The following is a 14,044-nucleotide window of genomic DNA, read 5'->3' as shown; positions in this document are numbered from 1 at the left end:
CAACACCCACACTTACACTCACCAACTGGTGGAGAATAGCGGGATCGAACCGCTGACCTCCTGCGTGCAAAGCAGGCGCTCTCCCAGCTGAGCTAATTCCCCGTCTTTAATGATGAATGTTGAATTATGAATTCATCATTATTCATTATTCATTTCCCAAATGGTGGGCCTGAGAGGACTTGAACCTCTGACCTCACCCTTATCAGGGGTGCGCTCTAACCACCTGAGCTACAGGCCCTTATTTCAAGTTGAAGTGTTGAAGGTTGAAGGTTGAAGTAGATTAATCTTCCTCTTCTCTTTTCCTTCACCCTTCAGCCTTCCGCCTTCTACCTCTTTCAAACCCACCCCTGACAAGGGTTTATGAAAATCAGCTCACGCTACTCTCTTTAATATGTTAAAGAACCCCCAATCTCTCAAAACTAAACAAACCGACCTCCACCTTTGAGCTTCCGGCCTCTGTCGTGAAACAGAGACCCCTCTCTATCCAAACAATTTAATGTTCGGATCATCACTCTAGAAAGGAGGTGATCCAACCGCAGGTTCTCCTACGGTTACCTTGTTACGACTTCACCCCAGTCGCTGAGCCCACCGTGGACGGTAGCCCCCTAAATTAGGTTGGCTTCCCGGCTTCGGGTGAGCTCAACTCCCATGGTGTGACGGGCGGTGAGTACAAGACCCGGGAACGTATTCACCGCGGCATGGCTGATCCGCGATTACTAGCGATTCCAGCTTCATGTAGTCGAGTTGCAGACTACAATCCGAACTGAGAGCAGGTTTAGAGATTTGCTCCACGTCGCCGTATTGCCTCTCTCTGTCCTGCCCATTGTAGCACGTGTGTCGCCCTGGACATAAGGGCCATGATGACTTGACGTCATCCTCACCTTCCTCCCGGTTGCCCGGGCAGTCCCCCTAGAGTGCTCAGCCTAACTGTTAGCAACTAAGGGCGAGGGTTGCGCTCGTTGCGGGACTTAACCCAACATCTCACGACACGAGCTGACGACAGCCGTGCAGCACCTGTCACCCAGTTCCTACAAAAGTAGGCACCCCCGTATCTCTACAGGGTTCTGGGGATGTCAAGCCCAGGTAAGGTTCTTCGCGTATCTTCGAATTAAACCACATGCTCCACCGCTTGTGCGGGTCCCCGTCTATTCCTTTGAGTTTTAGCCTTGCGGCCGTACTCCCCAGGCGGGATGCTTAATGCGTTAGCTGCATCACTGAAGTGACTGGCACTCCAACGACTAGCATCCATCGTTTAGGGCGTGGACTACCAGGGTATCTAATCCTGTTTGCTCCCCACGCTTTCGCGCCTCAGCGTCAGTATCGTCCCAGCAGGTCGCCTTCGCAATGGGTATTCCTGGTGATCTCTACGGATTTTACCCCTACACCACCAATTCCACCTGCCTCTTCCGAACTCTAGTCTGGCAGTTTCGGATGCAGTTCCACGGTTGAGCCGTGGGCTTTCACACCCGACTTACCAAACCGCCTACGCGCCCTTTACGCCCAGTGATTCCGAGTAACGCTTGCACCCTCCGTATTACCGCGGCTGCTGGCACGGAGTTAGCCGGTGCTTATTCCTGAGGTACCGTCATTATCTTCCCTCAGAAAAGGAGTTTACAACCCGAAGGCCTTCTTCCTCCACGCGGCGTTGCTGCGTCAGGGTTGCCCCCATTGCGCAATATTCCCCACTGCTGCCTCCCGTAGGAGTCTGGACCGTGTCTCAGTTCCAGTGTGGCTGATCATCCTCTCAGACCAGCTACCCGTCATAGCCTTGGTAGGCCGTTACCCCACCAACAAGCTGATAGGCCACAGCCCCATCCTATAGCGCTACATATCGCTTTCCCAACTCTACTTATGTAGAGAAGGAGTATAGGGTATTAGCAGCCGTTTCCAGCTGTTATCCCCCGCTATAGGGCAGGTTAGCTATGTATTACTCACCCGTGCGCCACTTAGCTGACACTCTTTCCCGAAGGAAAAAGCCGTTCTCGTTCGACTTGCATGTGTTAAGCACGCCGCCAGCGTTCACTCTGAGCCAGGATCAAACTCTCCATAAAATAATTTATGTAATTTATGAATCAGTTAATCCATTTACTTTAAACTTCTCGCTCAAAGGTTTTAGTCGGTTTGTTTAGTTTTCAAAGATCGTTTTTCCCATTCTACTAATCGGAAAAGAACTCTCAAACTCATTAAACTCTAATGAGTCAGTCAAACCCTCTTCCCTTCTTTTTAAAGGGGTGAAATTATACCTAATCTTTCCATCTATGTCAAGAGCCTATCCACAACCACGGCCCCGCCGTACTCGCTCTTGTCTCCTCACTCCACTCGCTCCCTCTTAAGCAGGCGGAATTATATACCGCCTTCGCTTAAATGCAGATAAAATTGTATCAGCCGCTTATATTGCTTAAATATGCATATCCCGTTTCTGCAGTTATTGTAATGGTAAATTGTCCGTCTGAAGTTTGAAAGGTTATATTGCAGTCATTTGACATTATGCCACTGTAAGGCGTTGTACCGTAGGTAGTGAAGAATGGTCTGCCGATTTCGTCAAATGCTATATACTGGTTTGTACATCCGCCGGTAAAGTTTATGCCGGTAACACTGTATTTTGAACCGATAATAACTTCCGGACTGTCTTCCGGATTTTCAGTGCAGTTTCCATTATTAAACAAACGTCTTCCATCAAAAGGGTTTATAGCAGATTCGTCTCTTCCCGGTGCTGCAGCTGCGCCTCCGTGATTTAAATCTCGAAACACTACATAATACCATCCGTTTCCGCTTGTACACTGTCTAAAATTTATTCTCCATCTTTCATTGTACCAATTTTGATCAAGCGGATCGAATCTGTCATCAATCAATGCCAAATGTTGAGTATATCTAATATGAGAAAGTATCTGATCAGCAGCTTCCTGCAGTCTGTCTGCGCTGAGTCTTGGGAGTGCGATTGCCGCGAGTATTCCGACAACCAGTACAACTATAATCGTTTCGAAAAATGTAAATGCTTTACGCATTTTTATCCTTTGCGGTAAAATCGGCCATATGCCGATTATACCACAAAGAGGTTTTATTTTATCTCATCAGCCTTATTGACATCGTACAGAATATCATCGAACGGATGTCTGTACATAGGCATTCCGAGTCTCTTTTCATCAAGAACATGTCCGATAAATCCAATCGTTCTTCCTAGGATAAAGAAAGAGTTAAGCGTTCCGCTTTCGATAAACTCGTTAATCTCTTCTTCACTGTATCCAAGAGCTCTCCACATGTCAACCATCAAAATACCTATAGTTCCGTCAACATTTAGAATAAGGTTGTCTTTTTTGCTTGTTGTAAGTTTTTCAACTTCCAAAGCATAATCCAAAAGCGGAGTTGCAGGGAAATTCTCTGCAGCAAACTTTTTAAGTCCCTCAACCCTCTTATCCGGATTTCTTACAGATTTGATTCTGTGGCCTATACCAGGGATAGGAACACCCTGCTTTTTCATGTAGTTTACAAACTCTTTAGGACTCAAGCTGTTGTCATGAGCATATTTGAAATAGTATGCAGCTCCGTCTATAGCACCGCCGAATCTCGGTCCTATAGTCAAAAGTCCAGTTACTAAAGACTCGACTACACTTTTACCTGCTCTTGCGGTAACTTTGGCGTTATGCGCACCTGATACTGCAGGACCGTGGTCTGCAACAGTTTTGATAACAGTTTCGATAAAGTCAACCGCCCATCTTGGATAAACTTTTTTGAACCATAGAAGGCTGATAACATCACCAATTGTTTTTCCTGTATCAGGTGTAGCTACACTGCTGATAGGATATCCGGCATACGTAGCTTCTTCTCCTCTATCGTCGCTGATTGTACAGATGAAGTTTTTAGGTTTTCTGATCTTTCCTGCTTTCAAAGCTTTCGCATAATCTTCAGGAACACTTGGAACTTCCGGCTCTTCAATCTCTTCTATCACACCTTCGCCTCTTAGCTGCTCATAAACACCTTTAATAACATGAGGAAGGTCGTTGAAGCTGTCAGGTACATGAATACCTGCCTCTTTCATAGCCTTGTTCTTAGCAATAGCTGTCTCTTCTTCAGCATTGGCACTTGCTCCCGCGTGTCCGAACTGAACACCGCTTGTAAAGTGCTGTGCAATAGTACCGATACACCAGGCGATAATCGGCTTTTTAATCTTTCCGCTTTTTACAGCCTCAATTACTTTATACTCTTCTCTACCTCCAACTTCACCAAGCAAAAGCATATATTTTACATTCGGATCATCTTCCATTCTTAGAAGGTGGTCAATAAAAACAGAACCAACAAATCTGTCACCGCCTATAGCAACACCATCAGCTATACCGTCAGCGTTAAGTGAGATGATGTTTGAAAGCTCGTTAAACAGACCCCCACTTCTTGTTACAAGACCACAGCTCCCCGGTCTGTGAAGTTTGGAATTTACTATGTTGTTGATTGTTCCGCCTATGTTAGCAACTTTGAAAGCACCAGGAGTAATGGCACCGACTGTTGCAGGTCCTATGATGAGTACTCCTTTGTCTTTAGCAGTTTTGTTCATTATTCTTGCAAGTCTCTCAGGAATACCCTCTGCAGTTATCATTATAGTTTTAAACTGATCAAAATTCAAAGCATCCATGGTAACATCATAAGCTGTTCTAAAAGACGCGAAATTCAAAAGAACATCTGCGTTTGGATGAGCAGCTGCAGCTTCGGCGGTACTTCTGTAAATTGGAATCATTACCTCTTCTGTACCGAAAAAGAACTTGTCAAACTTGTTTGAACTAGTTGGTGCTACAATTGCAGCAACTGAAGGTTTTTCTCTTTTTATAATATAGTCATAATCCAACATTCTTTGGATTGCGTTTCTGTTATTGTTCCAAAATATCGCTTGAGTATCTCTTGTAAATAGTCCCATATAATCTCTCCTTATGCTTTTGCTTTATCTTCTTCTAATGCCATTCTTACAATATCAGTTATGTGTGTTTCAGGACCGAAAACCTTTATAGGCAATCCCAATCTGTCCGCAGCCTCTTTTATATCTTTTAGACCTTTTTCATAGTTTGGACCACCACGTCTGACATAAATTCTCACACCAACATCCTTCATCTTATCGGCATATTTTTCAAATGCCTGAATAATTCCGGTAAAAGTTTTGGCAACATCTGTAAAGTTTGCTATAGCACCACCAATAATAAGAATTTTGTCTCTACCTTCAGGATCTTTTTCTCTTGTCATCAAATCCAAAACAGTTTCAGTATAAAATCTTGTCTCGTCAGTTGTTGGTCCGCCTGAATATTCTCCATAATTTGCCAAGTCTTTAACGCCGCCTGCCAAATCTGCAATAGTGTCCGCATAAACAACAGAAGCGCCGCCACCTGCAACCAATGTCCAGATTCTTCCTTTAGGGTTGAGTACGGTTAGTTTCAAAGAAGCACCGCTTTTCGCATCGGCTTCAGCTATCGCCTCTTCTTCCGGAGTTTTCTCTTCCATACCGAAAGGTGTTGGGAACTCTATGTCACCCCAGATATCTTTCATCAAGAAACCTGCAGTGTCATCCAGTCTTGCAACAAGGTCAAGAAGATAAACATTATCTCCCACTATTACAACAGGATTGATTTCCAAATATGCAAAGTTAAGGTCTCTGAAAAATTTATAGAAATTTACCGCAAAGTTTGCATATACATCTTTTTTGTCTTCAGGAATATCCGCAGGAATATTCTCTTTAATAATTTTTTCAATCTCTTCATCAGTTGCATCGATAGGAATTTTTACCTCTACAACTTTATCCCAGTTCTCTTCAACCTCTACACCACCATGAGCACTCATATAAAGAACATCAAAGTTTTCATCAAGAGTAGTAGCAGCTATGTAATACTCTTCATCTTCAGAGTGAGGCGTGAAAGGTTCTACGATGAAATGAGTTAGAACACCTTTTTGTCCGCTAAGAAGCGTGGTCTCTGTACTTCTTTTCTCATCTATCCACTTAGCAGCATCTTCCAAAGTAACATCGCCGGGCTTATTTACTTTAAAAAGAACCAGATTGTTTTTCCCCCTTTTTCCAAAAAGCATATCCGGCTTTGCAACCAGAGCTTTCTCTTTCAACCATTTGTACTCGGGTTCTTGAGCAATTTTAAGAAGCTCTTCACCGCTTTTTACCAAAACGGATTCGAAAGGATATTTCAAAGGGGCGAAATATTTCTCCCAGTTTTTTGCAAAAAGTTTTTTGCCGTCATATTCACGTATCGCTCTTTGAGCCATCATATCTCCTTACTATTTTCTAATTTGTGCAATTGTAACATTCTATGAAAAATAAAAGTATTAAATCAACAAATAAAAAAAACAAACTCTACTTATTGTTAATTTTCGAAACATAAAATGTTTCAAGAGTAATGTTTTTGTATCGAATCGAAACTTTTTTTGCTTTTTTGTTAATTTTATATTTGTTTAAAATAAAAGGACCCTTTTCACATATTCCATAAAATCTTAACTGTTTTTGCAATGTTTTATCAGACGTCTTTACACAATATATACCCATCTTTTTCAAACTATCTGCAAGAGGTTTGGAGATATGGAATTTATATGCAAAATGTCTTTTTGGATTTTCAAACAGATAATATAGTGGTTTATTAAAAAAGAGAACAAGATCGTTAAGTATCAAAGAGACAGCAACTATAGCAAACAGCAATTTATGTTTTTTTCTATGCTCTGCAATCCTTACCTTGTAACTATTCATAAAAACTTTGACCATCAAAGGCAGTGCTATAACAGCAAAAGGGGCAAAATCTTCAAGATGAATTCTTTGCCTGAAAGAGAGAAGCAACGCAAAAGCAAATGAGACAAAAGAGATATACCAGACGATATCTTTTTCCTCTTTAACCAGAATCCTATATATGGTGTAGAAAAAATAGAGGAACAGAAGAGGGGAAAAAACAGCCGAATATATTCCGAAAGTCTCTAAAAAATAGTTTCTCGGTTTTCCGGAAGCATCAAAGCCGAAAAGGTACATGGACAATCCGAAAAAAAGAAGCGAAAGAAAAATCAGCAGTCTATCTTTTTTTTTCAGCGAAAAGAAAAATAGACTCAAAAAAAATATAGCAAAAGAGTTGTCAGCTAAAAGCATAACCGGAAAGAGAAGATATGCTTTTTTCCCAAACTTCTTATTTTGATAGATATATATAAAAAGAAGCGTCAAAAAAATTACAATACCCGCTTCATTCACTATAAGGGCTGAACTTAAAACTCCCGGTAATAAAGAATACACAACTGCAGATAAAAGAGCGTATATCTCCTTTTTAACAATTTTCAGCGATATCAGGTATACAAGCCATATATTAATGATATGTAAAATTACGAAGAAGAGTCTTAAAGAGAGATCACTTTGTCCAAAAAACGATAAAAAAATTCCTATTATCCTACCAAGATAGTTTTGTGAAAAAACAATTTTAGCTTCGTCCGGCGAAATATGCAAAGTATTGGAGAGTACCAGCAAAAGCAGCAGTATTGCAAAACTATAAAATAAAAGGATACTTTTGCTTTTCATAGTGGTCAGAGTTTTAAAAAGTTTTCAATTATTTCGTGTCCGTATTGGCTCATTATCGATTCGGGATGAAACTGCACACCATATATCGGAAGCCCCTCAATTTCTATTGCCATAATTTCCCTGTCATCTTTGCTGTAAGCGGTGGGGATTACGCATTTTGGAAGATTTTTCTTGTTCACAACAAGCGAATGATATCTTGTAGCAACAAACTCTTTTGGCAGATTTTTAAATATAGGTGTGTGTTTTACAACTTCGATTACAGATGTTTTCCCGTGCATAAGATTTTTTGCTCTGATTATCTCTCCACCAAAAGCTTCCGCTATAGCCTGATGCCCCAAGCATATACCGAAAATAGGCAGTTTTTCTTTAAAATGCCTGATCACATCCAGACTTATTCCCGCTTCTTTAGGCGTTGCAGGCCCTGGAGATATGATAATCTTTTCAGGCCCCAGTTTTTCTATCTCCTCAACGCTCATCTCGTCATTTCTTATGACTTTCAGATCCGCACCAAGTTCCAGGCAGTACTGCACTATATTGTATGTAAAACTATCATAATTGTCTATCATCAAAATCATTTCAAATCCTTAACCCAGAAAAAATCTATCCATTCATTTGTAACAGCCGCATAGTAGTCTGGTTTGAAACCGGCATCGGGTCTGTAAAAAAGTGCAGCTACTTTAAACTCGGCGTCTGGATATCTCTTTTTTAAAACAGATATTATCTTTCTCATAGTATCGCCGCTGTCGACAATATCATCAACAATCAGAATTTTTCTGAAATTTTTCAAATCGGGAATATTGAAAACTTTTACTGCATCCAGTTTTTTGGTATCTTCATATGCTATAGAGTTTATCGTAAAGACGTTTCTTGTACCAAAATACTCTCCCAGCATATGTGCTATAGTCATTCCTCCTCTTGCAACGCCGACTATTGCATCAAAATCGAAGTCGATTTTTTTGACAAGTTTTTTCATATCTTTTAGATATTCATCATATCCGTAATATTTCATTGCCACACTTTCAACTCGTTATAAAGACTGTCTCTTTCGACCGGAACAAATCCGCTGTCTTTAATAAGGGCGACAAACTCTTCAAGCGGCATTCCTCCTGCACTTTTCGCACCGGCGGCAGACTGTATGGCTTCGCGCTCTATAGTGCCATCAAGGTCATCTGCTCCAAACTCTTGTGCAACAAGGGCCAGATTTATGGTAGATGATGCCCAGTATGCTTTTATATGCGGAATATTATCAAGCATAAGACGGCTTACGGCTATAGTTTTGAGATATTCCTGTCCCGTTACAAAATCCTTTACTTTAAGATAGTTGTTCTCTTTTTGGTATACCAGAGGGATAAAACAGTTAAATCCGCCTGTTTCATCCTGAAGAGCTCTGAGTCTCAACATATGATCGACTCTGTGTTCTCTTTTTTCCACATGACCAAAAAGCATAGTTGCATTGCTTTTTCTCCCTCTTTTATGCCATAGCCTGTGGATTTCGAGCCACTCATCGGAACTAACCTTTCCTTTGCAAATATATTCTCTCACCTCTTCGTCGAATATCTCTGCACCACCTCCAGGCATACTATCCACTCCGCTTTCGATCATCATATCTATCATCTTTTCATAACTCACAGAGTACTCTTTTGCCAGAAAGTTTACTTCAGCGGCAGTCAGCGCCTTTATGTGAATATGGGGAAAATTTCTTTTTATCTCTTTGAACATCCCTAGATACCAGTCAAGCCCAGCTTCTTTATTGTGTGCAGAGACTATATGTACCTCTTTTGCTCCTCTTTGTGAAGCTTGTTCAACAATTTTCAAAATCTCATCTATACTCATGGTATACGGATTCGGATTTTTGCGATTGGCGCTGAAAGCACAGAATTTACATATATCTGCACAAATATTTGTAGGATTGATATGTCTGTTTATATTGAAAAATGTTCTATTTTTATAAAGCGCCCTTCTTCTGCTGTCTGCCAACTTTCCGAGAGTGAAAATATCAAAATCGTAAAGTTTCAGACCGTCCTCAAAACTGAGGCGCTCTCCTGCTTCTATTTTTTCGACAGTGTCCATTCTTTCCTCTAAATATATAATGTGCGGTAATTATACTAAAACTTTAGAAAAACAAAGATATAATATCGACTAAAAAAAATATAAAAAGTAGAAGTAACATAATGACACTTAAAGAGAACATAGAAGACCTTTTGGACAAGAATGCAACTGAACTTGAAATATCCAAAGCAATAAGAAAATATATAAAGAACTATTTCGGCTCTTTGGACGAGCTTTTCAAAGAGACGCAGGGAAAAGATTTTCTCGTTAGGCATACAAGACATGTGGATAATATAATAAATACCATATACAGAGTTGCCGTACGAAAAATGTTTGGAATATATACACCGATGAGCAACTCGATACCGATAACGCTTGTTGCTCTTGGAAGCTACGGAAGAGAGCAGCTTTGTGTCTACAGTGATATAGACCTGATGATAGTATATGATGAGTGCGAAGGGTACAATACAAATGCATTGATTGAAAAGATACTCTATATAGCCTGGGATGCCGGGCTAAAACTGGGTCACAGGGTACACAGCTTAAAAGAACTCTCAAACGCAGCAATGGAAGACGACACCATAAAAACCGCTTTGATAGAGTCAAGATATATATGCGGTTCAAAATTTCTTTGGATAAAAATAGAAAACGAACTGGGCAAAATAAGAAGCAAAAACAGAAAAAAATTTGTTTTTGAAAAAATTGAAGAAGCAAAAAAAAGACGAGCAAAATACCCTATCTCCATGGAACCGAATATAAAAGAGGGAACCGGCGGACTAAGAGACGCAAACCTTCTTTACTGGATTGCAAATGTACTGTATGGCGCAAAAACTCTCAAAGACCTTAGCGGCAAACTCTTTACTGATGAAGAATATAGAGAGTTCAGAATAGCACTTGAGTGGCTTTTTAGGGTTCGGGCGGCTATACATCTTGCCGCAGGCAAGAAAGAGGACAGACTCCTTTTGGAATATATACCGGAAGTTTCAAAAAGACTTCTTATCAGATATAAAAGTGACTCAAAAATCCAGCAGGTCTTAGTATCCAAAACTCTCGATGCTCTGCATACCATAGACAATTTCACGCAAATATTTGTCAAAAAAATGGTAAAAGTTTTCTTGTACAATCCAAAAAATTTATCAAAACTGAGAAAATCAAGAATCACAAAAAACATTTTCTTCTGTGACAACACACTCTATGCATCTTTTAATTCAAAAGAGAGTAGAATTTCAGAATTGATAGATATTTTATTAAAAATTGAAAACATTAAAAAAATCGATCCAAGTTTTATATATTATGCAAAAAATACTATCTACAGCAGAAGCAGCAAAAATATAAAAAACAGAATCAAAAAACTCTTTTACAAAAATAAAATCTATGAAATATTGACACTGTTTTACAATACAAAACTTCTGCCTCTGTTGATTCCACCTATCAAAAAAATCATACATCTACCTCAGTTCGACGGATATCATGAGTATCCTGTAGACGTACACTCTTTGCTAACTATATATTATCTTGAAAGAGTTAAAGACCCCTTTTTAAAAGACTTAATGAAAAATCTTTCAAAAGATGAGCTTGCCATTTTAAAACTCTCCGCCTTTTTACATGATGCCGGCAAAGGAAGAAAACAGGACCATAGTGAAGTAGGAGCAAAGCTTATAAGAATGTTTGCCAAAAAAATCGGTTTTTCAGAAGATATTGCCGAAATTGGTGCGACTCTTGTCAGATACCATACACTTATGAGTAACACCGCATACAGAGAAGATATCTATAATGAAAAAACGGTTTTTTCCTTTACGGCAAAACTTAAAACTCCAAAAATACTGGATATGCTTTATCTGCTCACATATGCCGACATAAATGCAGTCGGCAAAAACAGATACAATTCATACAATGCCGAACTTATGAAAGAACTCTATCTGGCGGCAAAAGAGAGTTTTGCAAAAAAAGAGATTCTGGATGAGACTGCAAAAAGGATCAAAAAAGAAGAAGCACTCAAAAGAAACAGTAACTTCCAGTCACTTCCGAAGACTCTCCAAAAAAAGATACTTTCTATAGAATCTAATCTTTTCTTCATTAAACATAAAACAAACGAAATTATTGAGATTGCCAAAAAGGCCGCAGAAACAGAGGATTTCAAATACGAAATAAACAATAACAACTTCCTTTCAATTGAGATAATAAGAAAAGTTCCGCTTAATCTGGGATATCTGCTGGGAAAACTGAGCAGTTTTGATGTTGCCTCAATGGAAGTCTTTAAACTGTTTGACAATATCAAATATTTTAAAATAGATTTTCTTGAAAAAGCCGATATAGGCAATATCGGTTATATTGAACAGATTGTAGCAAACTCTTTCGATATGGAGAAAAAAATAAAACTGAAAAAACCGGATATTAAAAGAGAAGAGATAAAGATAGACTGCGAACACTCAAAAACATATGCAACCATGTTTTTGAATGTAAAAAATCAAAAAGGTCTTCTTGCATATATAGCCTCTTTGTTTGACAAATTCGGCATTGATATAGCGACGGCAAAAGTTCACACAGTCAAAAAAAGAGCTAAAGATCTCTTTTTAATAGAAAAAAACGGAAATTTTTGTAATAATAGAGAATCCATTTTGAAACTACTTACGGAAGGTTCTGGCTAATGTGCGGAATTGTGGGCTATATCGGCAAAAAAGAGATTAAAAATATTTTACTTAACGGGCTTAAAGAGTTAGAGTACAGAGGGTATGACTCAGCCGGTATTGCCATTATACAAAATGAGAATATGCAGGTTTTCAAAGCCGTCGGAAAATTAGAAAATCTTGAAAGAAAAACTAAAAATTTTAAAACAGAGGGATTTGGCATAGGCATAGGACATACCAGATGGGCGACACACGGAAAACCTACTGAATTAAATGCACATCCACATCTGGGAAAATTCAGCTATGTTGTTCACAACGGTATCATCGAAAACTACAAAGAGCTTAAAGAGTCTCTTGAAAAGAAAGGTTATCAGTTTGTAAGCCAGACAGACACGGAAACTATCATACACCTCTTTGAAGAAAATTATAAAAAAAGCAATGACGCATTTAAGGCTTTCAAAGAGACAATTGCTAAACTCAAAGGAGCCTTTGCCATACTTCTTTTAACAAAAGCCGAGCCAAATACTATTTTTTTCGCCAAAAACGGTTCACCGCTAATTCTTGGAAAAAATGATGAGAACGAGATTTTTTTCGCATCATCTGATGCGCCTCTTATTGGACATGCCAAAGAGATAGTCTATCTAGAAGATGGTGAATATGGATACGCAAATGAAAAAGAGATAAGAATATTTCGCAATTCAAAAGCTATAGAGATAAAGTTTTCTCCACTTACAGATGACAAAGAGTTTGCCCAAAAAGGCGGCTATAGATTTTTTATGGAAAAAGAGATATATGAACAATCCAGAGTAGTCAGTGAAACAATTATGGGTAGAGTGACTCAGGATAGTATAGATTTTGACGAATTTGACGAGAGTTTTTTTGAAAATATAGAAAATATAAAAATCTGTGCCTGTGGAACAAGCTATCATGCCGGTCTTGCATCCGCATATCTTTTTGAAAGACTTGCAAAAATCCCCTGCTCAGTAGAGATAGCAAGTGAGTTCAGATATAAAGAGCCTCTTTTGAATAAAAACACACTTTTTATCGTTATAAGCCAGAGCGGAGAGACTGCCGATACGCTTGAAGCTCTGAAGATAGCGAAAAAAGCGGGACTGAGAACTCTTGCCGTTTGCAATGTGGACAACTCTTCCATTGTAAGACTTGCTGATACAACCGTACTGACAAGGGCCGGCATAGAAAAAGGAGTAGCAAGCACAAAGGCATTTGCCACACAAATGATGGTTTTATGGATGCTTGTTCTATATCTAGCCAATTTGAGAAAAAATATCGATAAAAATGTTTTTGAAAAAGAGATAGACGCAATTTTACACACGCCCAAAATATTGGTGGTTAAAAATCATCTACACGAAAAAATTAAAAGGCTTTCCAAAAGATATCTTCATGGACACGGTTTTTTCTATATAGGAAGGGATCTGTTTTTCCCCCTTGCACTGGAGGGTGCTTTAAAACTAAAAGAGATAAGCTATCTACATGCCGAAGGCTATCCTGCTGGAGAGATGAAACACGGCCCCATTGCTCTAGCCGATCCGGAGCTTTTTACTATAGCTCTGATGCCAAAAAATATCCTGTATGAGAAAATAAAAAGCAATGTGGAAGAACTGAGTGCAAGAGACTCCACAATACTTGCCATCAGTCCGTATGAATTTGAACTGGCAGATGATTTTATAAAAACAGCCGATTATAATCATCCTATGCTGGAATTTTTCGAAATGATGTTGATTGTTCAGCTTTTGGCTCTTGAGATCGCCGTAAGACTCGGAAATGATGTGGATATGCCAAGAAATCTAGCAAAGAGTGTAACTGTGGAATAAAGGTTTAA

Annotated in this window: 9 protein-coding genes, 2 tRNA genes and 1 rRNA gene; 2 read left to right on the top strand and 10 right to left on the bottom strand. The window is 39.3% G+C overall.

The window, feature by feature from the left end; genetic code table 11:
* Positions 1 to 26: 26 nt before the first annotated feature.
* From EPR_RS03255 to mqnE, 10 genes are all read right to left on the bottom strand, one after another.
* Positions 27 to 102, bottom strand: a tRNA-Ala gene (locus EPR_RS03255).
* Positions 103 to 161: 59 nt separating this feature from the next.
* Positions 162 to 238, bottom strand: a tRNA-Ile gene (locus tag EPR_RS03250).
* A 279-nt stretch (positions 239 to 517) separates the two neighbouring features.
* Positions 518 to 2,051: ribosomal RNA gene (locus EPR_RS03245) — 16S ribosomal RNA — on the bottom strand.
* Between the two features lie 330 nt (positions 2,052 to 2,381).
* Complete coding sequence (locus EPR_RS03240) at positions 2,382 to 3,005, bottom strand: pilus assembly FimT family protein (RefSeq protein ID WP_200763849.1); 624 nt, start codon at positions 3,003 to 3,005, stop codon at positions 2,382 to 2,384.
* A 53-nt stretch (positions 3,006 to 3,058) separates the two neighbouring features.
* Positions 3,059 to 4,903, bottom strand: coding sequence for a citrate/2-methylcitrate synthase (locus tag EPR_RS03235; protein ID WP_200763848.1), 1,845 nt, complete (start codon positions 4,901 to 4,903; stop codon positions 3,059 to 3,061).
* A gap of 11 nt (positions 4,904 to 4,914) precedes the next feature.
* Positions 4,915 to 6,246, bottom strand: a complete 1,332-nt coding sequence (locus EPR_RS03230; RefSeq protein ID WP_200763847.1) for an ATP citrate lyase citrate-binding domain-containing protein — start codon at positions 6,244 to 6,246, stop codon at positions 4,915 to 4,917.
* An 88-nt stretch (positions 6,247 to 6,334) separates the two neighbouring features.
* Complete coding sequence (locus EPR_RS03225) at positions 6,335 to 7,528, bottom strand: glycosyltransferase family 39 protein (RefSeq protein WP_200763846.1); 1,194 nt, start codon at positions 7,526 to 7,528, stop codon at positions 6,335 to 6,337.
* Between the two features lie 5 nt (positions 7,529 to 7,533).
* Complete coding sequence (locus tag EPR_RS03220) at positions 7,534 to 8,103, bottom strand: anthranilate synthase component II (protein WP_200763845.1); 570 nt, start codon at positions 8,101 to 8,103, stop codon at positions 7,534 to 7,536.
* Complete coding sequence (locus EPR_RS03215; protein ID WP_200763844.1) at positions 8,100 to 8,537, bottom strand: phosphoribosyltransferase; 438 nt, start codon at positions 8,535 to 8,537, stop codon at positions 8,100 to 8,102. Before EPR_RS03215 ends, EPR_RS03220 begins: the two co-directional genes overlap by 4 nt.
* Positions 8,534 to 9,598: an aminofutalosine synthase MqnE gene (mqnE, locus tag EPR_RS03210; RefSeq protein ID WP_200763843.1), complete on the bottom strand. Its 1,065-nt coding sequence runs from the start codon at positions 9,596 to 9,598 to the stop codon at positions 8,534 to 8,536. Before mqnE ends, EPR_RS03215 begins: the two co-directional genes overlap by 4 nt.
* Positions 9,599 to 9,699: 101 nt before the next feature.
* Here mqnE and EPR_RS03205 point away from each other — a divergent pair, with 101 nt between their 5' ends.
* Positions 9,700 to 12,225, top strand: coding sequence for a [protein-PII] uridylyltransferase family protein (locus tag EPR_RS03205; protein WP_200763842.1), 2,526 nt, complete (start codon positions 9,700 to 9,702; stop codon positions 12,223 to 12,225).
* The gene (gene glmS, locus EPR_RS03200; protein WP_200763841.1) at positions 12,225 to 14,036 is read left to right on the top strand and encodes a glutamine--fructose-6-phosphate transaminase (isomerizing); all 1,812 of its coding nucleotides are present in this window, start codon (positions 12,225 to 12,227) and stop codon (positions 14,034 to 14,036) included. The genes EPR_RS03205 and glmS overlap by 1 nt, the downstream gene beginning before the upstream one ends.
* The last annotated feature ends 8 nt before the right edge of the window (positions 14,037 to 14,044 follow it).

The organism is Nitrosophilus alvini, assembly GCF_015100395.1.
GTDB classification, from domain to species: domain Bacteria; phylum Campylobacterota; class Campylobacteria; order Campylobacterales; family Nitratiruptoraceae; genus Nitrosophilus; species Nitrosophilus alvini.
Note: the sequence above shows the minus strand (reverse complement) of the source record. Positions and strands in the feature narration are given on the sequence as shown.

Excerpts from the sequence above, each read along its gene's own strand:
- EPR_RS03220 (WP_200763845.1), bottom strand. The coding sequence starts at position 8,103 with ATGATTTTGATGATAGACAATTATGATAGTTTTACATACAATATAGTG.
- glmS (WP_200763841.1), top strand. The coding sequence starts at position 12,225 with ATGTGCGGAATTGTGGGCTATATCGGCAAAAAAGAGATTAAAAATATT.
- EPR_RS03205 (WP_200763842.1), top strand. The coding sequence starts at position 9,700 with ATGACACTTAAAGAGAACATAGAAGACCTTTTGGACAAGAATGCAACT.
- EPR_RS03235 (WP_200763848.1), bottom strand. The coding sequence starts at position 4,903 with ATGGGACTATTTACAAGAGATACTCAAGCGATATTTTGGAACAATAAC.
- EPR_RS03225 (WP_200763846.1), bottom strand. The coding sequence starts at position 7,528 with ATGAAAAGCAAAAGTATCCTTTTATTTTATAGTTTTGCAATACTGCTG.
- EPR_RS03215 (WP_200763844.1), bottom strand. The coding sequence starts at position 8,537 with ATGAAATATTACGGATATGATGAATATCTAAAAGATATGAAAAAACTT.
- EPR_RS03240 (WP_200763849.1), bottom strand. The coding sequence starts at position 3,005 with ATGCGTAAAGCATTTACATTTTTCGAAACGATTATAGTTGTACTGGTT.
- EPR_RS03230 (WP_200763847.1), bottom strand. The coding sequence starts at position 6,246 with ATGGCTCAAAGAGCGATACGTGAATATGACGGCAAAAAACTTTTTGCA.
- mqnE (WP_200763843.1), bottom strand. The coding sequence starts at position 9,598 with ATGGACACTGTCGAAAAAATAGAAGCAGGAGAGCGCCTCAGTTTTGAG.